Annotated in this window: 21 protein-coding genes; 5 read left to right on the top strand and 16 right to left on the bottom strand. The window is 38.8% G+C overall.

The window, feature by feature from the left end; translation table 11 throughout:
* Positions 1-901: 901 nt before the first annotated feature.
* From METTI_RS06890 to METTI_RS06865, 6 genes are all read right to left on the bottom strand, one after another.
* Positions 902-1,897 (bottom strand): ABC transporter ATP-binding protein, encoded by a 996-nt coding sequence (locus METTI_RS06890; RefSeq protein WP_023845101.1) that lies wholly within the window; start codon positions 1,895-1,897, stop codon positions 902-904.
* A 2-nt stretch (positions 1,898-1,899) separates the two neighbouring features.
* Positions 1,900-3,081 carry a COG1470 family protein gene (locus METTI_RS06885; protein WP_245596090.1) on the bottom strand — a complete coding sequence of 394 codons (1,182 nt, stop codon included), beginning with the start codon at positions 3,079-3,081 and terminating at the stop codon, positions 1,900-1,902.
* Positions 3,082-3,108: 27 nt separating this feature from the next.
* Positions 3,109-3,972, bottom strand: a complete 864-nt coding sequence (locus METTI_RS06880; protein WP_023845099.1) for an ABC transporter permease — start codon at positions 3,970-3,972, stop codon at positions 3,109-3,111.
* A gap of 4 nt (positions 3,973-3,976) precedes the next feature.
* Positions 3,977-4,876, bottom strand: a complete 900-nt coding sequence (locus METTI_RS06875; protein WP_023845098.1) for an ABC transporter permease — start codon at positions 4,874-4,876, stop codon at positions 3,977-3,979.
* Positions 4,877-4,886: 10 nt separating this feature from the next.
* Positions 4,887-6,494, bottom strand: a complete 1,608-nt coding sequence (locus METTI_RS06870; RefSeq protein ID WP_023845097.1) for a TolB family protein — start codon at positions 6,492-6,494, stop codon at positions 4,887-4,889.
* 86 nt (positions 6,495-6,580) lie between these two features.
* Entirely contained in the window at positions 6,581-6,994 is a 414-nt protein-coding gene (locus tag METTI_RS06865; RefSeq protein WP_023845096.1) for a hypothetical protein, read from the bottom strand.
* Positions 6,995-7,461: 467 nt separating this feature from the next.
* Between METTI_RS06865 and METTI_RS06860 the strand changes: the two genes are divergently transcribed.
* Positions 7,462-8,208 carry a winged helix-turn-helix transcriptional regulator gene (locus METTI_RS06860; protein ID WP_023845095.1) on the top strand — a complete coding sequence of 249 codons (747 nt, stop codon included), beginning with the start codon at positions 7,462-7,464 and terminating at the stop codon, positions 8,206-8,208.
* On the opposite strand, the gene METTI_RS06855 is transcribed toward METTI_RS06860, so the two are convergent.
* From METTI_RS06855 to METTI_RS06830, 6 genes are all read right to left on the bottom strand, one after another.
* Positions 8,200-8,820, bottom strand: a complete 621-nt coding sequence (locus METTI_RS06855) for a methylenetetrahydrofolate reductase C-terminal domain-containing protein (RefSeq protein WP_023845094.1) — start codon at positions 8,818-8,820, stop codon at positions 8,200-8,202. The two genes, METTI_RS06860 and METTI_RS06855, sit on opposite strands and share 9 nt — an antisense overlap.
* Positions 8,817-10,052: a dihydropteroate synthase gene (gene folP / locus METTI_RS06850; RefSeq protein WP_023845093.1), complete on the bottom strand. Its 1,236-nt coding sequence runs from the start codon at positions 10,050-10,052 to the stop codon at positions 8,817-8,819. The genes METTI_RS06855 and folP overlap by 4 nt, the downstream gene beginning before the upstream one ends.
* 87 nt (positions 10,053-10,139) lie before the next feature.
* Positions 10,140-11,000, bottom strand: coding sequence for a bifunctional methylenetetrahydrofolate dehydrogenase/methenyltetrahydrofolate cyclohydrolase (locus METTI_RS06845; RefSeq protein ID WP_023845092.1), 861 nt, complete (start codon positions 10,998-11,000; stop codon positions 10,140-10,142).
* 45 nt (positions 11,001-11,045) lie between these two features.
* Positions 11,046-12,281 carry a serine hydroxymethyltransferase gene (gene glyA, locus METTI_RS06840; protein ID WP_023845091.1) on the bottom strand — a complete coding sequence of 412 codons (1,236 nt, stop codon included), beginning with the start codon at positions 12,279-12,281 and terminating at the stop codon, positions 11,046-11,048.
* Between the two features lie 76 nt (positions 12,282-12,357).
* Positions 12,358-12,966, bottom strand: a complete 609-nt coding sequence (gene purN, locus METTI_RS06835) for a phosphoribosylglycinamide formyltransferase (RefSeq protein ID WP_023845090.1) — start codon at positions 12,964-12,966, stop codon at positions 12,358-12,360.
* A 102-nt stretch (positions 12,967-13,068) separates the two neighbouring features.
* Positions 13,069-14,049, bottom strand: coding sequence for a transcriptional regulator (locus tag METTI_RS06830; protein ID WP_023845089.1), 981 nt, complete (start codon positions 14,047-14,049; stop codon positions 13,069-13,071).
* Between the two features lie 249 nt (positions 14,050-14,298).
* Here METTI_RS06830 and METTI_RS06825 point away from each other — a divergent pair, with 249 nt between their 5' ends.
* Together METTI_RS06825 and METTI_RS06820 are read left to right on the top strand one after the other, a co-directional pair.
* The gene (locus METTI_RS06825) at positions 14,299-16,194 is read left to right on the top strand and encodes an ATP-binding protein (protein WP_023845088.1); all 1,896 of its coding nucleotides are present in this window, start codon (positions 14,299-14,301) and stop codon (positions 16,192-16,194) included.
* Between the two features lie 66 nt (positions 16,195-16,260).
* Positions 16,261-17,565, top strand: coding sequence for a tRNA(Ile)(2)-agmatinylcytidine synthase (locus METTI_RS06820; RefSeq protein WP_023845087.1), 1,305 nt, complete (start codon positions 16,261-16,263; stop codon positions 17,563-17,565).
* A 13-nt stretch (positions 17,566-17,578) separates the two neighbouring features.
* Here the strand turns inward: METTI_RS06820 and METTI_RS06815 are convergent, their stop codons facing one another.
* From METTI_RS06815 to METTI_RS06805, 3 genes are all read right to left on the bottom strand, one after another.
* Positions 17,579-18,358: an NAD+ synthase gene (locus METTI_RS06815; RefSeq protein ID WP_023845086.1), complete on the bottom strand. Its 780-nt coding sequence runs from the start codon at positions 18,356-18,358 to the stop codon at positions 17,579-17,581.
* Between the two features lie 40 nt (positions 18,359-18,398).
* A complete protein-coding gene (locus tag METTI_RS06810; RefSeq protein WP_023845085.1) occupies positions 18,399-19,124 on the bottom strand; it encodes an RAD55 family ATPase in 726 nt (241 codons plus the stop codon).
* 101 nt (positions 19,125-19,225) lie between these two features.
* On the bottom strand, positions 19,226-19,936 hold the full coding sequence (locus tag METTI_RS06805) for an RAD55 family ATPase (protein ID WP_023845084.1): 711 nt from the start codon (positions 19,934-19,936) through the stop codon (positions 19,226-19,228).
* 112 nt (positions 19,937-20,048) lie between these two features.
* On the opposite strand from METTI_RS06805, the gene METTI_RS06800 reads away from it, so the two are divergent.
* Both METTI_RS06800 and METTI_RS06795 read left to right on the top strand, forming a co-directional pair.
* Positions 20,049-20,528 (top strand): NOB1 family endonuclease, encoded by a 480-nt coding sequence (locus tag METTI_RS06800; protein ID WP_023845083.1) that lies wholly within the window; start codon positions 20,049-20,051, stop codon positions 20,526-20,528.
* A gap of 52 nt (positions 20,529-20,580) precedes the next feature.
* Positions 20,581-21,192: an orotate phosphoribosyltransferase-like protein gene (locus METTI_RS06795; protein ID WP_023845082.1), complete on the top strand. Its 612-nt coding sequence runs from the start codon at positions 20,581-20,583 to the stop codon at positions 21,190-21,192.
* A gap of 52 nt (positions 21,193-21,244) precedes the next feature.
* Here METTI_RS06795 and METTI_RS06790 read toward each other — a convergent pair whose 3' ends face one another.
* Entirely contained in the window at positions 21,245-23,368 is a 2,124-nt protein-coding gene (locus METTI_RS06790) for a DHH family phosphoesterase (protein WP_023845081.1), read from the bottom strand.
* Positions 23,369-23,509: the final 141 nt, after the last annotated feature.

Below are 23,509 nucleotides of genomic sequence, written 5' to 3'. Positions count from 1 at the left end.
GTCCCAAAAGGCAAGATCACGCAAATTTTGAGCATTACCAAAGTCAACCAGAACCTTGCCTTAGGGCGTTCCGGGGTACAAGCCGACTCTGCAAGTTTAGTTTGGACCCCACTCCACATTATTACTATGTGACATTGCAAAATTACTTGCTATTTTATTTAACAATTGTGGCCATCGTTAAAACGGAGTATGTAGAAAATATAATTTATGAGTAGATATTTAATACATGCCTAATTTGTTTATTTCATAATTAGGCCCATAGATTACGTTTCTCACTTTGAATCTCTGTGTAAAATAATAGGGTGTGTTTCGTGACGTAGTATTTAAAAATTAGTTGGAATGATTGACCATAATCTATATATCGCATATTTACCTGCTTCAAAAAGAAGTTTATTATAATGTATTTGTAAATTATGTGATGGAAAGAATTCCATAGATTGTTATTCAGGTTAAGAAACTCTTTGAAAATAGTATGTATTATTTTTTGATTATATACCTTTGCTTTATTGTAAGTTCTGAAACTCATGCGATTCTTTAAGCTGGAAAGAGATGTTCCTTCCAGAAAAGTGCATAATAAAAGTTCAGATGGAATACTTACTGTTTGAGATCTCCTCTTAAACTCGAATTTATATGGGTGAGTTGTACTATCTGTTTTATCATGATTTCAATCGATAAATTCATACGCTGTTAATGGGAAAAGCATCACGCAATAAAGATGAAAAGAACAGAATCGGATTATTTATCATTTATCTGATTTAGTTCACAGACTGTTTTTGTGGAAAGAAAAAGAGCAATGTTTGTGTCACTCAGATTAACAGAAATTCTACAAAGCCGAAATTTTAGCAAATCTTTTAACACAAACTCTTTAGGAACAACTATCAATATATCTTACCTCATTAGATCATGCTTCTTCAATAATCTTGAGGAACAATTTTTGCAGAGTTAATTCCTGTTCTTCTAATAAAGATATAGTGCCTCCTGTCTTCGCTAATGCTTTTGCAATTTCAGCTCCATTTTTAAAATTAGAATGCACTTTCAGTGTAGGATATTGTATCTCAACCTCTTCTACACCGTCTACATCCTTTACAATTTCTACAGCTTCTGAAGGTATGATATCCTGAACTTCAAGTAGATAATGTACTCCTTCCTTTTCCCTTACCACACTTCTCAAATCTTCAACTGAGCCAACTGCCAGCAATTTACCTTTAGCAATAATTGCAATTCTGTCACAGATTTCTTCAACTTCTTCCATTGAGTGTGAACTCAAAAATACTGTCACACTTTTACTTTTATTTAGATTTTTTATTAGATTCCTCATCATTTGAGCACCAAGAGGATCGATCCCACTTGTAGGTTCATCAAGGAAAAGTACTGTTGGCTCATTGATTAGGGCTTGAGCAAGCCCAAAACGCTTTCGCATTCCCGTGGAAAAACCTCCTATCTTTTGGTCGATTGCACGCGACAGGCCAACTGTTTCAAGTAAGTTCTCGATTCTTTTCTCTCTTTCATTAGAATCTATATCATATAGCTTTGCATAAAAGCGTAAATTTTGTCTTGCAGTTAGGTAATCATAAAATCCAGCAGGTTCAGGTAAGACTCCTGTTTCTTCTCTGATGTTGATTATTTCATGCAATATGTCGTATTTTGCCACTTTTCCACTTCCAGATGTAGGTTCCAGTAAGCCTATAAGCATTTTCATAGTTGTTGTCTTACCTGCCCCGTTTGGTCCGACAAAACCAAAAACTTCACCTTTTTTTACTTTCAGATTCAGATTATCTACGGCGTGTATTTTCTTCTCTTTTCCGAATGATTTACTTAGATTGATGGTTTCTATAGCTAATTCCTTGGTTCTTTCCATAATTTGGCTTTGTTCCTGTTCTCTACTAATTATTTCCATGTTTATCGCCTTCCAAACTTACGTACAATTACTATTAACAAAAGTATAGAAACCACGACCATCCCTATCCCAATAAATCCTCCACTGTCTGACTTTTCCACTATTATCTCTACTCTTCCGTCTTGGCTTTGAGTGTCATCGCTAACAGCCCTCATTAGAAGGTCTTTAGTACCAGGACTTGCGTCCGCACGCGCGGTAATCTCTATTGAAGTATCCCACGACTCTCCTGGTTCAAGTTCATCAATTGTACCAAAGCTTCTTACTTCAGCGGTAATTCCTGTAACATCCTGTACTTTTAGATCAATATTTGTAAGTGTCTCATCACCATTATTCCTTAAAGTAACATAGATCTCTTTCGAAGAACCAGGATTGAGAACTAGACTGGATGTACTTTGCGATATAGTCAGCATTTCCTCAGTTTCTAAATTGTTATTGATTATCAGATTCAAATTCAGTGAAACGCCATTTCCTCCATTTTCCGGTACCGCTTGGACCTTGAATGAATATGTTCCATCTGTTAGATTTATAGATGGCTTCACTCCCATAAGAATATCATACTGAGAGTTTGCAGCTAATGACAGCGTTTTAAGTCTGAATTCTTCATCATCGATCTCCTGCAGGAATTCAACGCTCAAATTTTCCGATTTACCAATAGTATCCAGATTAACTGTTATCCTATGATCATACTTGTTTTCCAAGGTAAGGAGATATTTTACCGGATCATTTGATCGTGTTTCTATTCCAGGAGTACTTGAGTATATCTCAATGTTAGGTTCAGCTTTGGTATCTACAGTAATCGCAAATTCTCTAGAAATGATATCGCCATCATCTGGTTTGATATCTACCCATATGGAATAAATTCCATCTGATACGTTTTGAGGTGTTTTCACCTTCAAAACAACATCTACAGGGTCACTTTCATCCTCAGGAAAGAAGATGTTAGTTATCTGGTCATTATCTTCATAAAATCCAGCAGTCCACCCCTCAGGCTTACTTTTTACTAGCATGGTGCACCACGAATCATCAGTGCCATTGTACCCTTTCTCTATGGTTATAGGAAACTCAACAATATCTCCGGGGTAGACCACTTTCCCAGTGATTTGGTTTTTTACGCATACTGATGACCAGTCTGCACTTGCATATGAAGATGCTAATATAAGACAAAAAGTAACCCCAATAGTCATATGTTTTATAGAAATCATGTTATCCTTTTAAAGTGTAATATCTTTCCGCAGAAATGTAATGAAAGTTGCAACAAGAAGGATTATTGGAGTTATTATTAGTATTACAATATTTACCCAGAATTCGTTGAATATTTGAGTGAGTGTATACCGGGTATCAAAAAATCCATAAATGGCAGCTTTTGCATTAACTCCTCCAAAACCATAGTCTGCAGAGCCACCAATTGCTTGGGCATAATGGTGTATTGGTGACAGATTCAAAAGTTGCATTATCAGTACACTATCAACCGATGTCTGCTCAGTCAGTATAAAAACAGTAGTTTTAAGCAGTGAACCAAATAATACGCAAGTTGCAAGCCAGATTATTATGTTGTATATTAAAGCTTCTGAAGATGTTTTAACATTGATTGAAATAAAAACAGATATAAATAAATATATACAAGCATAAAGAAATGTAAATATAGTTAATATAAATATGCGTTCCAATTCCATATATTCAACTGCCCTCCCATAAAAAATGATTACTGCACCAGTAGATACTAAAACTGAAAATACGATTATGACAGCTAACACCAGGATTGTTCCAACTATTTTTCCTGTAATGATGTTGTCCCTATACACTGGATGGGTCAGCAAGACGTTCAATGATCCTGATATTCTTTCCTTTACTACTGTATTAAAACCAAGAGCTATACCAATTAATGGAATAAACTGTGATATCATTTTAACATTTATACTGCTCAAAACTGTTGTTGCGGTTGTCATGGAGGCTGGGATGTATGTAGAAGCGAATATTATCACTGTACATATTGAAAGTATTATTAAGAAACCACTGTCATGAAGGTAGTCATTAGCTTCCTTTTTAGCAATCACGAATATGTTTTTGTTGTTCATTTAATTACCCCACATTACTCAAATCCTTACGCAAAAATACTATATATGTTATTATTGTCAAAAAAACAGGGCTAATTATCAATATTATAACATTCACTCCAAGTTCGTTCCACCACTGATGAAGGGTGTGTTTTGTATCAAATATACCATCTACCTCTGGTCTACCACTTGAAACTCCTGACCACCCAGGACTGGGGTTACCGGATACAGCCATTAAATAATGGTGAGAAGGAGATAATTGTTGCAAATTTGCATTCATAATCAAAAAATTATTATTGTCACTCAAGTCCAGAGGTTTTTCATCTGTTACAAAAGAAGCAGCTGTTGCCGCAATCATTCCAAAAGCAATACACAGTATTAGCCATGTTGCTATATTGTAAATTAGTGCATTTGTAGAATTATTTGTTATTATTGAACTGAACATCGCAAAGGAAATGAATATGGATAAATAAAAGTATGTAAGAATTGAAAAAATAAGAAGTCTACTAATGGCTAATGAATTTAATTCTAATCCTGAAGAAATCAATCTTGCTCCAATTACAGTGATAGTTGATATAAAAACAATAAGCGCCAATGTACCCATTGCACCTAGTGTTTTTCCTGCTACAATTGTATCCCTGTACACAGGATGTGTTAAAAGTACATTAAGAGCTCCACTATCCTTCTCCTTGCTTATTGCATCAAACCCAAGGACAACTCCTACGAGTGGAAGAAAAAGAGATATTATTTTTGCAACATCAAGAAACCCTCCCAATAAATCAGAATTTTGTGTTATTCCGGAAAGGTAAGTTCTGGAGAATATTGAGGATGTAATTATAACTATCAATGCCAATAATTTAGGACTCCATATATTATCTGCAAATTCTTTTTCTGAAATCACAAACACACTTTGCATTGTATTCATTCTGATCTCCCTATCTTTTTATATATTTATTAAAAGTAAGCTTGATTATAATCCATGAAAATATGATTGTAATGCCTATAATTAAAAAACAAGTATTGCGACTGAAGCCTGTGCTTTTTTTTTCAGCAGTTGTTTTTGTTGGGTCTGGTTCATTTTCTGGATTTTTTATTATAACTTCTGGGGTCGAGCTAATATTCATATTGTAATCTGTATGATCTTCTTGTTTTTGAAATCCCATAATTGTACTGCCCAAAAAAATGAAATCCCCGCTTGGAGATAAGCGAATGGTCTCAAATTCTTTTGTCACTATAGGTGTTTCCAATATCTGTTCACTATCCGGTTCAAAAATCTTCATTTTACCTTCTGAAACAAATAGTAAATTGTCATCTTTCCATGTGTAATATGTGATATTTTCAAAACAAAATTCTTTTGAATCATTAAACAAAAATAAGTCGTATGCATGGAAGTGGTTTTCAATTCGATTAAGAGTTGGATTCGAATTGGTGGCCAGAATATAATCATTGGGTCCAATACTTGCATAAAGATGCTGATTGCATGTAAATAGTTCTTTTGTGCTTCCACTATCTGATAACGAATCTAATTCATATGAATTCGAGTCCGGATTATGATGCATTAATAACAAATTTTCACTATCTGGATACCATTGAAATATTGCTGATGAAGGGGATTTATAAGATATAACTTTTAATGGACACTTAGTATATTCTTCCATCACGTATATGTCATACAAGAGCGTACCTTCTTTTTCGGACCCTGTTATGGCATAAAAAAATAATTTTTTACTATCAGGACTCCATTGTTTACCATTTACCATGCCAGCAGTACTGGCCGAATAAATTGTATTAAGTCCTTTTTTTTCAATATCTAATATAATAATTTCGTTTTGATCTTTTGTAAAGCTAATCTTGCTTCCATCAGGGGACCATGCTCCGTCGTCTAAGTATGTGTAATCATCATGTAAATCAAAACGAAGGCTACAATTATCATTAACATCATAAATACTTAGATTAGTACTCTGTTCAATAAAACTTATTTTATCTTCTTTAGGAGACCATTTGTTTTTCCATTTTTTAATTTTCTCTGGATCACAGTTTATTTTTCGAATAATGTCTAGATTTTTTGACATAACATAAAGTGTAGAAGAACTTTGTGTTGAACTCACTTTTGCTGTATTTGTTATTTCCAAATATGAAAAATAATCACCAGAGAAACTCCATTCAGGAGATGATATTGTGCTCCCATCAGCAGACGTGTATTCTTTCCAATTAACTCGTGTAATTTCAGAACAATTGACGTTTGTTATGTAGAGCGCATAAATACCGCTACCCCTAAAGGCTCCCTTGCTTTTTTGATGTGCACTCATATATACGTAAATCAACATATGCTTTTCATCAAGACTCCATAATGTGGTAAACAATGGGGCATTGTCAATAATAAGACCATTAGAATCTACTAAACTCATAACATCTTTTCCGATTGTTTGATTTAAATCAGCAATGGCAGTGATGTTTATTTCCAATTCCTCATTTGCAGCAGTAGATTGGGACATGCTACATAATGTAATTAATATCAATGTTGAAATTACGAGCTTATTCATTCGATCCTCTATCTAAAAGTCAATTCACCATTATAAAAAAAGTAGGAAAGATTCTGCATTTTAATCCTTCCATCCAAATTTTATTCTTAGAATAGCGGACTATTCCTTGCAACCAAGTATTTATAAGAAAACTGTGTTCCTGCTTCAACATAAATACGAGGCAGTGGGTCTGATGTAACACTTGTTTCTTGGTCATCATTAGAATTAGGCAGATGTATCTCTATATCTCCCTGACCGTCGTCATGCAAGTCCAAGAAACCACCTGCATCTGTAAATGATTCTTGTATGTCAACATAAATTGTATCACCATTGCCAACTTCCTCAAAAACATACCAGTCATCTGCACTGTAAGTACCTCGAATCATTTCAAAATCTCCGTCTGCAACCTCTATTTCTTCTGCGGTCGCATACGATCCCCCTCCTGATGCAGATGCTGTTCCAACGGCTATCAACATTACTAACATCGAAATTCCTATCTTTGCAATTATGCTAGTTTTCATTTTCTTTCTTACCTCGTTTCAAATTACTCCTGAGGCAAGATTACGCAAACCTTAAACACTATCAAAACCAACCATAACCTTGCCTTAGGGCGTTTCGGGGTTCAAGCCGACTCTGCAAGTTTAGTTTGGACCCCACTCCACATTATTCCAATGTGACATCGTAAAATTATTTTTTGAAATACTTAACTATTGTGGCCATCGTTTAAACTGAGTATGCAAAAATATGAATTATATTTATATTTGTAATATTTATGTTAAAGGATTGATTAATAATCCTGCCTGTATGTGGCGTTTTCTACTTTTTTCTTCTCTGTATCAAATAGTGGGTTATGTATGGTAAAATAGTATTTTGAAATTAGTTGGAATGATTGGCCATAATCTATATATCACATATTTGTTATCTTCAAGCTGAAGTTTGTTTAAACGTAGTACGTATCTACAAATGATGTGATGGTGGGGTCCATTACTTGAAATTAAAGTTACACGACACCTTGAAAATAATAATTTTTTTGATTTTGATTATCTGCAATTGTTATGTTGCAAGTGCCGAAGTTTATGTCACCTTTGAACCTCCAGAAGACATTCCTCCGGAGAATATCCATAATACAGGTTCAGATGGAATTCTGACTTTCTGGGATCTTCCCTTATATTTCAAATTCATATGGATAGGTTGTACCATCTGGTTCATCATAGTTTCAATAGGTAAATTCATCCCGTTGCTTCTTGGAAAAGTAGCATGTACAAAAGGTGAAAAGAACAGGGAAAAGATACTTTCATATGTATCAGAAAATCCTGGGTGCTCAGAGAGTGATGTTCTTTCAGAACTGAAGATGAAAAGAGGAACCTTCAGGTATCATGCTGATAAGCTTCAGCTTTCAAATCTACTTATTGCTCTAAAGCAGGGGCGATTTATTAATTACTTCAGCAAAGGGAATTCCAATGAGAACGATCTGCAAGCTGCAGGTTCTAATATGCAAGGTGATACCAGAAAGTGTGTCCTGGAAACAATATGTGATGAACCAGGTGTGACTGGTAAGGAATTATCTGAAAAAATCGGGGTTGACAAGAGCACTATTCACTGGCACATAACCAGGTTGAAAGATGAAAATATGATACGTGATGAAAAAGATGGAAGGTTTAGGAAATATTATCCTGCAAGTAATTTATCGGCAATTCAGGACAACAATAATAAATTTGCAGTTATATCAGACTGAATCTTTAGTGCCTTCTTCGGCATCCCATGTGATGTCAAGCAGGTCAAGTCTTCCTATTTTTTCAAGCCTGTTGCAGATAAGTTCCCATGCACAGTCCTTTTCAGGATCGACTTCGCATTTTTTGTTTACTGAACCTCCACAAGGACCGTTCAGTAAATGTTTGGGGCATAAACTCTTCGGGCAAACGCTGCCAAAGTAATAGATCTTACATTCGCCACACATGGCACAGAGTTCAGGAACAACCTCTCCCTGAGTTCTTCCTCCAAGGGATACAGTGTCATTTGAAGGATAAACCGGCATATCCACAACACCGGCTACAATAGAAACTCCACTTCCGCAGGCCATTACAAGAATAGTCTTTGCCTCCTTTATTGCAGGGTTTTTTTCAACGAGTGAATCATATGAAGCCACACTACAGGCTGCACTGGGGATAACCCAGCCAATAACATGTTTTCCTGCATCTTCAAGACGCTGGCACATTTCAAGAACTTCAGGTTCGCCGCCAACATGTATCTTTGCAGCACATGCATTACAGCCAATAACGAATATGTCATCCTCGTCTTTCAGCATTTCAAGTATTTCTTCAAAGGGCTTTGCAGATGAGATTATCATAGTTCCCTCAGGTAACCATGCTCAACATCCATATCATTTTCAAGCACTTCCGCAATCATCTCTGCAATAAGCGGAAGGTTGCGTGCCTGGAATGAGAGCTTATGGACCAGTTTCTCAAATTGTAATATGGTACCTATTATGAGTACATCAGTCTTGTCGGTTTCGTGTGACACAGCATCACGTTCAAGGGCAGCATCGCCACCTCTTGCAAGGATCTCCTGCTTGATTATCAGTGCTTCTGTGGTTGTAATGTTATTCACACGAACAACCTTGCTCACAGTCTTGTTCTTCATGACCTTTGCACCGGAACCTGTAACCTTCATGCTTTTCATGAGATATTCAGCATCATCAGGGTGCGTTATATCTGAAATAGTGACCTCAAAATCTCCTTCTTTAACAATCGGCTGTCTTTTTCTCATTGCAGCCGCTACTTCAACTACATCCTTTGTTTCAGCGACATCATGGGTTCTTACAATGTGGGCACCTTTGTGAATAACAATTGCAGTTGCAGCAAGGCTTCCATACAGCCTTTCATTTGCCGGTTTGTGAAGCACAGCATCGATGCAGGATTTTCGTGATACTGCTGCAAGCAGTGGTCTGCCAAAAACCCTGAGACTTTCGAACTGATCTATGGTCTCAAAATCAAAAATCGGGTCTTTTTCAGGTATCCATTTACCTACTGCCGGGTCAAGGATGAACTTGCTGGTGTCGATACCCTTTGCATCTGCTCTGCTGATGATGTCAGCAAGAGATTGCATGATTGCATCCATTCCAATTGGGTCACCAGGAACCTTTTCAGATGCCATAACAACAGCAGGACAGTCGTATTCGGCAACAACATCCACCATTCCAGGATTTGTCGTAAATCCGGAAACGTCATTGATTATATCCGCACCATGTTTCAGGGATTCTTTAGCAACGCTGGCATAAACAGTATCTACAGAAATGAGGGCATCCACATTGTCATTCAGCATTTCCAGTGCAGGTGTCATGCGATTAAGTTCTTCTTCCTTACTGATAACCGGATTTGCAAGTGGCCATGTTGAACGGGCACCAATATCAAGTATAGTCGCACCGTCATCAATCATCTTTTGTGCAACATCAAGAAGAGAATCGTTACTAACAACAGAACCCTTGTAAAAGGATTCCTTGCTCAGATTGATGATACCCATAAGTCTTACAGGATGCTCGTCACCAACTTTCAAGCCGCATATGTCTACATCAACAACCATTATTCAACCTGGTAGTTTTAATCAAAGGTAAATGGGCAAAAAGTTTTGCCAAAATAGTATTCAATTAATAAAATATAAGTGTGCTTATCAGCAGTTTGAAGCTGACATAAGCACGTGTTCCATGAGAATTGCAATGGTCATAGGACCAACGCCTCCTGGAACAGGGGTTATCAGTGAAGCCTTCTTCACGACATTATCGAAATCAACATCCCCGTAAACCTTGCCTTCTTTCTCGGTGATTCCTACATCGAAGATCACTGCACCTTCCTTCACCATATCAGCTTTAATGAGGTGCATAACACCGGTTCCGACCACAAGGATATCTGCATCAAGTGTGAACTTGGTCAGATCGTCGGTGAAAACATGGCATACAGAAACCGTTGCATTCCTGTTGATTAACATTGCAGCCATTGGTTTTCCAACAACATTACTGTGTCCAACGATGACTGCATGTTTTCCCTGAATTTCCACGTTATATTCTTCAAGTGCTCTGATAACACCTTTTGGAGTACATGGTACTAGCCCTTCATCACCGATGAGGAGCTTACCCATGTTGTATGGGTGGAATCCATCTGCATCCTTTGCAGGGTCAATTGCAAGCATTGCAGATTTATCATCAAGGTGTTCTGGAAGAGGTAACTGCAGGAGAATTCCATGTATGTCCTTCCTGGCATTCAATTCCTGAATACGCAGCATAAGTTCTTCCTGTGTGGTGGACTCAGGCATATTATGATCCTCTGCATGTATGCCAACTCTTTCACATGCCTTGTGTTTAAGGCGGACATACATCTTGGATGCAGGGTCTTCGCCAACAAGTATGGTTGCAAGTCCGGGAATAACTCCCTTCTCTGCTTTTAGCTTGTCAACTCCCTGTTTTACCTGCTCTTCCACTTTCTTTGACAGGCTTCTGCCGTCTATCTTCCTGGAATCGTAGTTCTCTTCTGCCATTATGCAAACACCTGATGTAGTTTCTATACAGCCTGCGTTTTTAATTTACTTGTAAACAGGGAATCCGCTGCACATCTGCTCAACATCGGAATTGACACCGTGGAGGACTGAATCATTGTCAAGGTTGTTAACGACCTCTGCAATGTATTCTGCGATTTCCTTCATCTGGTCTTCTTTCATTCCTCTTGTTGTTGCTGCAGGTGTACCGATTCTTATTCCGCTTGTAATGAATGGGCTTCTGGTCTCAAATGGGATTGTGTTCTTGTTAAGGACAATTCCTGCCTTGCTCATTCCAGCTTCAGCTTCTTTTCCTGTGATGTCGAACTTGTTAAGGTTAAGGAGCATTACGTGATTGTCAGTTCCACCGGATACTATGTCAAATTCTCTTGCCTGAAGTTCCTTTGCAAGGGCATCTGCGTTCTTTACTGTCTGGAACTGGTCTGCTTTGAACTGCTCTCCAAGTGCTTCCTTGAATGCAACAGCCTTAGCAGCAATTATGTGCATGAGAGGTCCTCCCTGAATTCCAGGGAAAACGGACCTGTTCAGGTCCTTTGCGTACTCTTCCTTGCACATTACCATTCCACCTCTTGGACCTCTGAGGGTCTTGTGGGTTGTGGTTGTGACAAAATCAGCGTATTCTACAGGACTTGGGTGTGCACCAGCAGCTACAAGACCTGCAATGTGTGCGATATCTGCAAGGAGGTATGCTCCCACTTCATCAGCGATGTCTTTGAATGCCTTGAAGTCGAGTGTCTTAGAGTATGCTGAAGCACCGCAGACAATCATTTGTGGCTTGTGTTCCTTTGCCATTGCCATAAGTGCATCGTAGTCAAGGGCTTCTGTCTCCTTGTCAACACCGTATGGTACTATATTATAGAGCTGTCCTGCAAAGTTTACAGGGCTTCCGTGTGAAAGGTGACCACCGTGTGTGAGGTCCATTGACATGATGGTGTCCCCTGGTTTGAGGACTGAGAAATAACATGCCATATTAGAACCGGAACCTGAGTGTGGCTGCACATTTATGTGTTCAGCACCAAAGATCTCCTTTGCTCTCTCAATAGCAAGGTCTTCTGCAATATCTACAAATTCGCAACCGCCATAGTAGCGCTTTCCAGAGTATCCTTCTGCGTATTTGTTTGTCATGACAGAGCCCTGTGCTTCCATTACAGCACGGCTTGCATAGTTTTCTGATGCTATCAGGTTCAGCTTGTAATCCTGACGGTTTGCTTCAAGCCTTAAGGCTTCTGCAATATCCGGGTCAATTTCTGAGATGTAAGACATTGTTACCACGTTAAAGATTGTATATGTTTTTGAAATCCTGGCTTACCAGGGTCGTATTTGGTTAATATGAGTTTATTTATGTGTGTACTACAATTCGACCTTCCACTTTAAGTTTACCCTCAACAAAGAGTTTCACAGCTTCCGGAAAAATCTTGTGTTCCTGTTCAAGTATGCGGGCTGCAAGGTCATCTGCAGTATCTGTGTCAAGTACAGGCACGCATTTCTGTATAATTATAGGTCCGGTATCCATTCCTTCATCAACAAAGTGAACTGTACAGCCACTTACCTTCACGCCATATTCAAAAGCCTGTTGTTGTGCATGAAGTCCTTTGAAAGAAGGGAGCAGTGCAGGATGTATGTTTATTATACTGTTACGGTATGCTGCTATCAGGTCTTTACCAACAAGACGCATGTATCCTGCAAGGAGTATCAAATCGACATCATTGTCTTTCAGGACTTCCATTATCTCTTTTTCGTATTCCTGTTTACCTGAATAATCCGAAGGGTCGACAAACACATCAGTAATTCCATGATTGCGTGCACGCTCAAGTGCATACGCGTCACCAACATCGCTTATAACAACGGATATCTTTGCATTCCCAATGTATCCGCTTTCGATATTATCTATAATGGACTGTAAGTTCGATCCTCTTCCTGAAACAAGTACTGCAATGTTGGTAGTCATTGTTAGTTCTAAAAGGGATTTCTGTATATTAGGGTTTTGGATTTGCCAAAAAAGTCGAAATATTCAGGGAATCTCTGTAAGTTTTCAGTACCTTTAATGATATCAGGAAATATCAATATTGATATTATGCTTCTTTGTCCTTTCATCAATAAGCTCAGCAAGCTCCTCAGTACCAGATAGCTTATCCAGTTCAGTTTTTTCGATAAGCACGGTGTTTTCCACAGTCTCGGATTTTATCTGTCCGTTTATTATAAAAACCGACTTTGTCATTGTAACACAGGAAATGCTGCTCATCAGATCTGCACGCTTAATCATTGCGCTGCTGTATGTGCTTACGCCTGTAAGCAATGTGTCAGATGTATCCTTAGATATCGCCTTAAATGGTGCCTGGCTTGTGGACATTACCTGGTATCCCAGAGCATTAAGCATTCCAAGTATACCATCATCCGGTTGCGCTTCACTGGTCTTTTCCTGCTGTGGTTTCTCCAAACTGGCTCGCTTTTCAAAACACTGGAGTATGTCTATGGATTTTGCAAGTGCAACATCCAGCAACTCCTCAAGTTGAAGTACAATATCTATTGACGCATCCATGCCTCCTTCTTCGTACTTGCTAATGGTTCTCCTTGACACTCCAAGTTCAGTAGCAAGCGCTCCAAGTGACATTGCAGTTCTCTTGCGTGCTTCTTTCAGCACATCCCCATCAATAGATACATAGAGTCCACCGGGAGCTGCGGATACAAGAGGTGGTACATCCTCTACAAAATAGTCATAGAGGGTCTGGACATTCACAGCGGGAATGTCATATCGCATGTAAACCACGCTGTCTTCCAGCATCTGATCTCTGGTCTTAGCACCTATAAGAACAGCAGTTCCTCCAAGATAGCGTGCAAGGCTTTTCATTTCCCTTGCAGTTTCCTCATTCAGGCCATCTATATTATACAGTACCTTGTAAAAGATGAGAACATCCCCTTTTCTGGCTGCAAGGTCAAAGCTACGTGGACGAATGTTACATCGCTTTGAGACCATAAAGCCGGCTTGCTGTAATACATCAATAATCTGATGTATGAGGATGTCTTTTGTCATAAGTAAATAGGCATTGTTTGCACATCTATATATAATTATCTTGCAAATCCTCTTTAAATACAGACTCCTTATCCTTATGAATAACAAATAATAATATTTTATGAGTAAATTATTTATCTGATGTGCGGAAATAATGTTGTATATACAATAACATCTTGTTTTTTTACGATAGTTGGTGCATTGCTTGTTGAGTATAAATATGGAACCAGAGATTGGCGAAATATAAATTTCATTTGAGGAGTATTTTTGATGTCTGTACTTGATAGATATTTTCTGGGTACCAGAAATATTATCGTATTCTCCTTCATCTTTGGAATATTTTCCTGGTTAACAGATGCATTACTGGACTACATTTTCTTCTCTCAAAGATCGTTTCCGGATAGCTTGATTTTCGGTCTTTCAACTCATGAAATATACATGCGCCTTTCAATGTTTTTCATAATCCTGTTGTTTGGAATAATTGTTTCACTATTTGTTCACAGGATGCAGGAAATGAATAATGTAATTGAGAATGAGAAGATAAAATCCCATAAGATAATGGATATCCTGCCTATGATTATACTTTTTTTAGATACAGAGGGGAATGTTTCATGTGTCAATAAGAAAATCCTTGAAATCACCGGCTATGATGAATGCCAGATTTGCGGTAGCAAATGGTTTTCTTTACTTCTTCCTGAAGACTACAGATCAGAAATGCGTTCTTACTGGAATCAATTCCTCTCAGAAGAGTTGGATTCTGTCACAGATCTCGAAGTTCCTATTCTATGTGCAGATGGATCCAAAAAAACTGTTCTTTGGAATGCTGTTTCTTTTATCGAGGATGGGAAATTTGCTGGTGTAACCATATCAGGCGAAGATGTTACTGACAGAATAATTGCTGAAAAAGCACTGCTTCTGGATGAATCCCGACTTGAAGCTCTGCTTGAACTAAATCAATACTCTGATTCTACAACAGAAGAAATCCTTGATTTTTCCCTTGAAAAAGCGATAAATCTTACTGAAAGCAGTGTAGGCTATATTGGCTTTGTTAATGAAGCTGAATCAACTTTTGCCATGTATTCATGGTCTGAAATTACAAAATCGGGTTATGAGATTAAAACGGTAAATATGGATTGCAATATATCAGAAGATAATCTGTGGGGGATGATCGTAAAGCAGCGTAAACCTATTATCTCAAATAATTATCCTGATGATTCTCCTATCAAAAAAGGTTCTCCTGCAGGTCATGTAAATATCCGTAATTATCTTTGTATACCAATATCTGATTCCGGTAATATTGTCATGATAGCAGGTGTGGGTAATAAGAATGGAAACTATGACAGTTCTGATATCAGGCAGATAACACTTCTCATGGAAGGTACGTGGAAGATAATACAAAGAAGGGAGAATGAGGAAAAGATAAAATCCTATTCAAAGGAAGTTGCTGAGAACAATAAAGAACTGGAATCCTTAGACCGTATGAAAGACGAGTTCATGGCAAATATAACCCACGAGCTCAAAACACCACTGATTCCAATTAAAGGATATAGTGAACTACTTTTTGAGGGACACTTGGGTTCACTGGATGAGGATCAGAAAAAAGGCATAGGTGTAATTCTTCAAAATGCTGAAAGGTTGCATAAACTAATTGATTCTCTATTATATATGCAGAATATCCGTTCCGGAAATATACAATATCACCTTGATTCCATAAATATTGTTAATGTACTTGACAATGTGATAGATGAGTTGCTTGTCTTTAAAGACAAAGAGCTCCCTGAAATGAAAAAGGAATACTCATTTCCTCTGCCTTTCATATGTGGTAATACTACCTATCTGGAACAGGTCTTTTCACACATACTTGAAAATGCCTTAAAATTCACTCCATCTGATGGTTTGATTACAGTTGTGGCTTCTCACGAGGACAAAAATATTAGAATCATTGTCAGGGATACGGGTATAGGAATATCTCAGGAAGAAATGCCTAATATTTTCAAACGCTTCTATCAGGTAGATGGTTCCCTTACACGCCGTTACGGTGGAAATGGTCTTGGCCTGTATCTTTGTAAAAGCGTGGTTGAGGCTCATGGGGGCTCTATCCGTGCAGTCAGCGAAGTTGGTAAAGGTACTGAAATACATGTCCTTTTGCCGATAATAGAAGAATAACAGTCAGGTAATTTTCATCCCTAAGGAATCATTTAACACTAATCAATAATATCTCCAATTGATCAAATGAGCAGTGAAATCACTAAAATGGTCATTGGAATTGATGACACAGATTCCAGGGAAGGGATGTGCACCACCTACTTGTGTGCTCTTTTAAGAGACGAGCTTTCTTCATTTGCACAGGTTATATCAGAACCAATACTTGTGCGCCTTAATCCTACAATTCCCTTCAAGACCCGCGGAAATGCATCAGTGGCACTGTTTATTGAATGTGATGATAAGGAGAAAATCATCGGACATGTTACTGATAAAGTATCATCAATGGCATGCCTGGATAACGAAAATACAAATCCTGGTGTTGTTTTTGTTGATGAGGAACAGTTCGATTCTGTAAGTGACAAGCTAAGTTCCTTTTTCAAACGTGCTGTTAAAGATGTAATCACAATAGATGAAGCAAAGGAACTTGCTTCTGAACTAAATCTTGAGTTTCAGGCTTTCAAGAATGGACGCGGTCTTATAGGTGCTCTTTCTGCATGCGGGGCAATGCTTGATCCTGACTGGGACCACACTTACGAGTTTCTTGCTTACAGGGAAAAAGATGTATGGGGAACCAGGCGTAGTGTTGATGAAAGCTCTCTTTTTGAAGCAGATAAACAGACATATCCTGACACATGGGACACCGTGGATCTGGTAAACGATATGGTAGTATGTGTTCCACATTCAGGTGATCCTGTTCTTTATGGAATCAGGGGAAAGGATGCAGGTTCTGTCAAAAAAGCTGCTTCCTTTGTAGTTTCAGAACCTGTGGAACGAGTCTGCATTTATCGTACCAATCAGGGAACAGATATGCATTTGGTATCAGTTTCATCAATTAGTGACATTGAAGAGATGCATTCCTATATTCTGGAAGGTGAGGTTTGTTCCGAACCCGTGACCATCAGAGGGGGACATACAATATTTATGTTGAAAGACGTATCAGGAGATGTCATTGACTGTGCTGCCTTTGAGCCTACAAAGAATTTCAGGGAATTAATTCGTAAACTGATTCCTGGTGACAGAGTAGTTGTTTATGGCAGTGTTACTGAAAATACAATCAACATTGAAAAGATAAAAATTACAGAGCTGTCAAAGGCTTATGATATCAGGAATCCTCCATGTCCTTCCTGTGGAAAGAGAATGAAATCTTCTGGCTCAGGTCAGGGTTACAGGTGTAAGAAATGCAGCACCAGCTCAGATATTCCAGAAAAAACCGAAGTTAAAAGAGATATTGTTCCGGGATTCTATGAAGTTCCTCCATGTGCAAGGCGCCATCTTGCAAAACAACTTCTACGATTCAAAAATGAGGAAGTGCCAGTCTTTTCTGGCAGATGATATCTTTATTAATTTATCTTAATGATTTCAGTTCTGCAATTGGTGCAGATTTCTGTTTGTGCAGGTTTGCATTAATCCTTTTCAGGACTGAATCTCTTTGAGTTACACTCATCCCAAGAGTATTCTGGGCTACCTGAGGTGTTTCCCCCTCAAGTAAAAGTGCAAGGAACCTGTCCACCAGTTCATATGTAATTCCAAGTTCATCCTCATCTGTCTGGTCAGCCCAGAGTCTTGCAGATGGGGCTTTTGTGATGATTTCTTCAGGAACTTCCATGATTTTTGACATTTCCCTTACCTCTGTTTTGTAAAGGTCACCTATAGGTTCAAGGTCAACTCCTCCGTCGCCGTATTTAGTGAAGTATCCGAGAAGAATCTCTGTCTTGTTACCTGTTCCCATCACCATTCTGGACATTATGTTGGCATAATAATAGAGAACTGACATTCTTATTCTGGCTTTGAGGTTTCCGTTGGCCTGTGAGTTAGACTCTGCACCTTCAGGAATTGAGTTAAGGTATCCTGCAAGTATCTCTGATATATCAACAGTCTTGAATTCAATATCAAGTCTCTCTGCAACTTCTGTGGCATCCAGAACATCTTCTGCAGGTGTCAGAGTGAGTTCAGGCATGTGTATACCAAGAACATTTTCTTTTCCGAGAGCTTCAACTGTCAGGTATGCAGTAAGCGCAGAATCGATCCCTCCGCTAAGACCTACAACAGCACCTTTAACGCCTGCCTCAGTTGTTTTTTCCTTGATAAACTCAACGATGATGTCTTTAGCTTTTGAAATATCCATTTTATCAATCCTGCCGGTATTTAGTGGAGAATGGTCCCAATTATATTAATTTATTTGTCTTTGAAGAGGACTTTGAAGCAGACAGCTTGATTCCCTGTCCGGTTATGTTATAGTTTATTATCTCAAGTGATATTTCCGTGTCTCTCATTTTAGGAATATAAATGAACCTCTCCATTTTACCGGTATATGGATTTTCTTTTATCATCAATTTGATGGTTCCACTACTTGAATATTCAGATATCTTGTGAGTGAGTTCATGTGCAGTCGCATCCATTATTATAAGAGATGTCCATTTTGATTCTGCAAAAAGGTAAATAAGGGTGTCAAGTTTGTCCCTGAACACGTTCAATTCTTCTCCTATTGAAAATGTACCCATATTATCGATGACAATTACCTCTACGTCTTCGGGAATGATATATTTGATATTGCGTGGGTCACTGGTATTTGTGATAATGTTTGCATATTTATCTTCCATACCCTCTATTCTTTTTTCAAGCACACGTATCATTGTAAGCTGATTGCTTTCTACAAAAGGTTCAATGTCAAGTCCCACAGTTTTTCCATGTCGTACGATTTTTTCAGGAGTTTCTTCAGTTGCCAGCATTGCACATTTTTTACCTTCCATGCATGCATTATAAAGAAAGTGCAACCCGAATATTGTCTTACCTGTCCCTGGTTCTCCTGTCAAAAGATAAGATTCCCCTGCAGGAAATCCTCCCTGTATTTTCTTGTCGATTTCAGGAATTCCTGTAGATATCCGTTCCATAATTTACACCGCGTTTTTCTTTGTAATAGTTAATACATAATGCATATTATATAATGGCATTCTGTATAATATTAGCTACTTCAGTGAGCACAGAATTTAGATTATCTATTCATTTTTGGTGAAAACAGAGTAATACCCTCTTCTGTAATATCGTAATTGATAAGTTCCAGGGTGATTTTCGTTCCTCTCATCTTAGGGATGAACATGAATCTTTCCATTTTACCTGTGTAAGGATTTTCCTTGAACATCAGTTTGATTGTTCCATAGGTTGAATATTCAGCGATATTATGCGTAAATTCATGTGCAGCGGCATCCATTATCATAAGTGATGTTCTTTTTTGTGTGGAAAGCAGGAATGAAAGCACTTCAAGTTCTTCTTTGAATGTTTTAAGATCCACTCCGATGGAAAATGTCCCCAGGTTGTCAACAACAATTACGTTCACATCATCATCAATAATATGGGCAAGATTATTCAGCGTGTCAATGTTCATAAATGTGAAGCTGCCCGGATCTTCTTTCATATTCATTACTCTCATCTCAAAGAAACGTATCATTGTAAGTTGTTTGCTTTCAATGAAAGGTTCCAGATCAAATCCGATAGCTTTTCCATGCTCTACTATTTTTTCCGGAGTTTCCTCTGTTGCCAACATGATACATTTTTTGCCTTCGAGACAGGCATTGTACAGGAATTGCATTCCAAATATTGTTTTTCCTGTACCGGGCTTACCTGTGATGAGAATACATTCTCCTTCTGGGAAGCCGCCCTGTAGCCTTTTGTCAAGGCTTTTGATACCGCTGGATATTCTTGCCATTAGAAGTTCCTCCTGAGTTTATATGTATTTACAAGTATATATTAAATTGTGTAATAATTGCACAAATGGGTGACAAAGAATTAATGTATATTCAGAAAGTATCTGGCATTATATGGAATACTACATCGCAGATTCTGCGGTCTTTATTATGGGTAGCGGAATAGAGCCTTATCGAATCATAACTATACCTTCAGTTGTAAATGAACTGAAAAGCAGTGAGGCTGCAATGCGCTTTGACCTTGCCCGGGAAAGTGGTGCAAGGGTCGAAATGCCGGAGGATTCTTTCCGTGAAAAGGTCATGCAGACTGCCAACAAGACAAGAGACTGTGAGGAATTGTCCTCCACGGATATTGATATTCTGGCCAAGGCTCTTGAATATAAAGGAAATTCAGTTCTCCTGACAGATGACTATGCAGTCCAGAATGTCGCAAAAGTTCTGGGACTTGAAGTAAAGCCTGTGGCACAGAAAAAGATAAAGGATGTTCTGGTGTGGCAAAAACAGTGTACCGGATGCCGGAAGAAATTTGATAGCGGTGATATCTGTCCTGTTTGTGGTTCTCCCCTGAAGAAAAGGCGCAAAAGAAAAATATAACATCTCTGTTGATATATTACATATAAGTTAAAGATGAATATACGGGATTCACATGAAGAATATTGATAAATTAATCCAAAAGGCCCTTGAATTGCAGGCAAATGGCCTTGTTACAAGGCAAATTGCAGATGAGCTTAACGTTTCCCGGGAAACTGTCACATGGCTTCTGACACGCGCAAAGAAGGAAGAAGTTTCCTCTGCACCAAAAGACATCTCTGTCAATTGGAGCAGCATAGGAAAGAGCGCATTCAGGATGCGCCATGTAGGAATTGCCATGTGTGACATGGTCATTGATACTGTAGAGGCAACCGGAAGTGAAATTGATCTGGTGGTAGGAATTGGCTTGAGTGGTGTACCTCTTGCAAGTCTTATGGCAGAAGAGCTTAACACGGAACTTTCAGTTTACCATGCTTACAATGAGCAGGGTGATGACTCAAAACTCAATGGAGCTTTCAGCAGAAACTTTGCAGGTATCAAAGGAAAGAAATGTATCATAGTGGATGATGTCATTACAACCGGCAACACAATGTCTGATGTAGTAACGCATCTGCGCAGTTCCGGTGCAAAACCAATGGCAATTGCAGTACTTGTAGACAAGAGCGGCTCAGAGACTCTATCAGAAGTTCCTGTTCACTCACTTGTACGTATTACACGTGTGGATTGATCGGATTAAAAAAGAAACAATTAAGAATTTATATTTTTGTTTTCAGTAGGAGTTATTCAACTCCTACGGAACCTATTTTCTCTACAAGTTTTGAAAGCACTTCTGTGCGCATACCCTGTACAAATTTGATACTTCCGACTACAAGGTGTCCTCCACCGTTTACGCCACCGCCGTTTACTTCCTCATAGAGTTCCCTTACCATCTGTGGTATATTCATAAGAACTCCCTTTGAGCGGATTACAGCAAAGTCAGGTCCGTATCCTATAGTTACGACAGGTTTTCCATCATATTTCTTACACAATTTGTCGTGAACTTCACCTGATGTCTTTCCGGGTGGTGGGAATGTGAATGTATGGGCGTGGTTTTCCACATCAAGAACATTGAGGATTGCACCATTTGGAAGGTCCTGGGATTTCACATGGGCCATACAGACATCCATCTGTTCGGCTATCATTCCGTTTGCCTGTTCACAAAGAACATTGACAAGGTTTTTGTGTATTGTATGATCGCCAAAATCCAGGATATCGTCAACCATGCCTTTTCCAGTGTTGAACTTGAGCCAGTATGCTGCAAAGTCAAGGGCAAGTGCCATATCTCTCAGGTTCTGTTCTGTGTACCTGTCAGATACCAGTTCAATGTATCTCCTTGCCTCTTCCGCTTCAGAGCGATCACCAAGAGCAGCTACAGCAGGAAGGTGCTTTATTTCGTTTTCCACGTTGACGTTTATCATACGTGCTACTTCGGTACATAGCATACCTGCTGTCATGCCGAAATCTCCTCCGACATGTGCCGGGTTTACATGGGTTAACAGGTATTCATCAACCACATCGTCAGGCTGATGATGGTCCATAACTATCATCTGAATGCCATACACTTGTGCCTGTTTCATTGCAGCTACGTTCTCGTTGGAAGATCCGTTATCTACACTTATGATAAGTGGCATCTTCTGTCCATGCCTGACTACATCCTCCAGTGCAAAGTTGATATCACGGACTACATCGGTCACTTCATAGAACGGTGCCTTTGAAGGTGCACGTTTGTAGAAATAATATTCTCCGTCTGCTCCATTTACTTCTTTTATGAGTGGAATGATTGCCTTCTCAATAGCCAGTGCTGCAGTCATACCATCGGCATCTGCATGGTGGCGCAAGAGAATAGGTGTGGATTTTATGATTGCCTTCCTGATTTCCTTTGCAGCCTTTTTCATGATAGGTCTGAGATTTTCAAGAACCTCACTCTCTACCATAAATTCAATCTCATAAGGCTCTGCTCTTTTATCAATAGCATCTTCTATGCGCTGGAGAATCTCGGTTTCCTGTGGTCCTGTCTGTTTTTTAAGACTCTGGACTTCAAGCTGGAAACTGTCGCCGCGAGCTGTTATTTCACCGGTGGCAGCAACTATCATGTCAGCTTCAATTTCCGGATAAGCTCTCTCGCCTGCGCTCTCAAAAGCAGCACCCGAAACCTGTCCGGTTTCATCTGCAATTGTAAATATTGTAGGCCCTGCAGTTTGTTTAATCTGGATAACTTCTCCCTGGACTTTTACCTTTTTACCTACCATTTGCGACATTTCGCTGGCAAGTATAATAGGGAGTTTCTTTTCAAGTTCGATGGTCTGGTATTCTTTCAGCTTGCGTGGAACCAGATCCATTTTTCCTCTTGGTTTAATTTCCTTTAAACTGACAATAACAGGCTCACCAACTTCAAGGGTTCCATTCATGTTGCTGGAATGAATAAGGCCTCTAAGATTTGAATTAAGGTCTACGAAAACACCGAAATCAGCAATGTTCCTTACTGTTGAATGGTACATTTTCCCGACTTCAAGCTCATCAAGGGTGCATGTGTTGTCAAGTTTGTAGACAATCTGCTTCTTTGCGCATGGCTGGCATACTTCATCTCCATTGTAAAAACGATCCATTTCTGCTCCGCATACCTTGCACTTGTAAAATGTGCCTTTCCCGTCACATGCAACACATTTTATTCTCTCTTCAATCTCTCCTGTCCCGCCGCAGTTGTTGCAGGAAGAACCATTTTTCAAGAAATTTGCCATATCCTTCTCTGAAAGTTTCATAAAGTCTACAGACTTTGATTTTCCCGTCCCTTTGCACTCGGGACACTTAGCAGTGCCTGTGACACTATAGCCTTTCCCGTTGCATTCTACACATTTCTCGCTCATTGTATCTAGTCTTAGATAGTATATATTGGATTTATGTGTTTGCTTGTTAGCCCTGGTTATTAAAAGAGCGAAATATTTATATTGACTATTTATATATTCATCGCAGCATGGTGTTTTTAAACTATTTGTTTGAAATTATTA

The sequence above is a fragment of the Methanolobus tindarius DSM 2278 genome, assembly GCF_000504205.1.
Taxonomy (GTDB): domain Archaea; phylum Halobacteriota; class Methanosarcinia; order Methanosarcinales; family Methanosarcinaceae; genus Methanolobus; species Methanolobus tindarius.
Note: the sequence above shows the minus strand (reverse complement) of the source record. Positions and strands in the feature narration are given on the sequence as shown.

What these genes read in the sequence shown, in the direction of transcription:
- METTI_RS06880 (WP_023845099.1), bottom strand. Translation starts at nt 3,972, where the DNA reads ATGAACAACAAAAACATATTCGTGATTGCTAAAAAGGAAGCTAATGAC.
- METTI_RS06825 (WP_023845088.1), top strand. Translation starts at nt 14,299, where the DNA reads ATGTCTGTACTTGATAGATATTTTCTGGGTACCAGAAATATTATCGTA.
- purN (WP_023845090.1), bottom strand. Translation starts at nt 12,966, where the DNA reads ATGACTACCAACATTGCAGTACTTGTTTCAGGAAGAGGATCGAACTTA.
- METTI_RS06870 (WP_023845097.1), bottom strand. Translation starts at nt 6,494, where the DNA reads ATGAATAAGCTCGTAATTTCAACATTGATATTAATTACATTATGTAGC.
- METTI_RS06790 (WP_023845081.1), bottom strand. Translation starts at nt 23,368, where the DNA reads ATGAGCGAGAAATGTGTAGAATGCAACGGGAAAGGCTATAGTGTCACA.
- METTI_RS06800 (WP_023845083.1), top strand. Translation starts at nt 20,049, where the DNA reads ATGGAATACTACATCGCAGATTCTGCGGTCTTTATTATGGGTAGCGGA.
- METTI_RS06820 (WP_023845087.1), top strand. Translation starts at nt 16,261, where the DNA reads ATGAGCAGTGAAATCACTAAAATGGTCATTGGAATTGATGACACAGAT.
- folP (WP_023845093.1), bottom strand. Translation starts at nt 10,052, where the DNA reads ATGGTTGTTGATGTAGACATATGCGGCTTGAAAGTTGGTGACGAGCAT.
- METTI_RS06890 (WP_023845101.1), bottom strand. Translation starts at nt 1,897, where the DNA reads ATGGAAATAATTAGTAGAGAACAGGAACAAAGCCAAATTATGGAAAGA.
- glyA (WP_023845091.1), bottom strand. Translation starts at nt 12,281, where the DNA reads ATGTCTTACATCTCAGAAATTGACCCGGATATTGCAGAAGCCTTAAGG.
- METTI_RS06855 (WP_023845094.1), bottom strand. Translation starts at nt 8,820, where the DNA reads ATGATAATCTCATCTGCAAAGCCCTTTGAAGAAATACTTGAAATGCTG.
- METTI_RS06805 (WP_023845084.1), bottom strand. Translation starts at nt 19,936, where the DNA reads ATGGCAAGAATATCCAGCGGTATCAAAAGCCTTGACAAAAGGCTACAG.
- METTI_RS06885 (WP_245596090.1), bottom strand. Translation starts at nt 3,081, where the DNA reads ATGACTATTGGGGTTACTTTTTGTCTTATATTAGCATCTTCATATGCA.
- METTI_RS06875 (WP_023845098.1), bottom strand. Translation starts at nt 4,876, where the DNA reads ATGAATACAATGCAAAGTGTGTTTGTGATTTCAGAAAAAGAATTTGCA.
- METTI_RS06815 (WP_023845086.1), bottom strand. Translation starts at nt 18,358, where the DNA reads ATGGATATTTCAAAAGCTAAAGACATCATCGTTGAGTTTATCAAGGAA.
- METTI_RS06845 (WP_023845092.1), bottom strand. Translation starts at nt 11,000, where the DNA reads ATGGCAGAAGAGAACTACGATTCCAGGAAGATAGACGGCAGAAGCCTG.
- METTI_RS06830 (WP_023845089.1), bottom strand. Translation starts at nt 14,049, where the DNA reads ATGACAAAAGACATCCTCATACATCAGATTATTGATGTATTACAGCAA.
- METTI_RS06865 (WP_023845096.1), bottom strand. Translation starts at nt 6,994, where the DNA reads ATGAAAACTAGCATAATTGCAAAGATAGGAATTTCGATGTTAGTAATG.
- METTI_RS06810 (WP_023845085.1), bottom strand. Translation starts at nt 19,124, where the DNA reads ATGGAACGGATATCTACAGGAATTCCTGAAATCGACAAGAAAATACAG.
- METTI_RS06795 (WP_023845082.1), top strand. Translation starts at nt 20,581, where the DNA reads ATGAAGAATATTGATAAATTAATCCAAAAGGCCCTTGAATTGCAGGCA.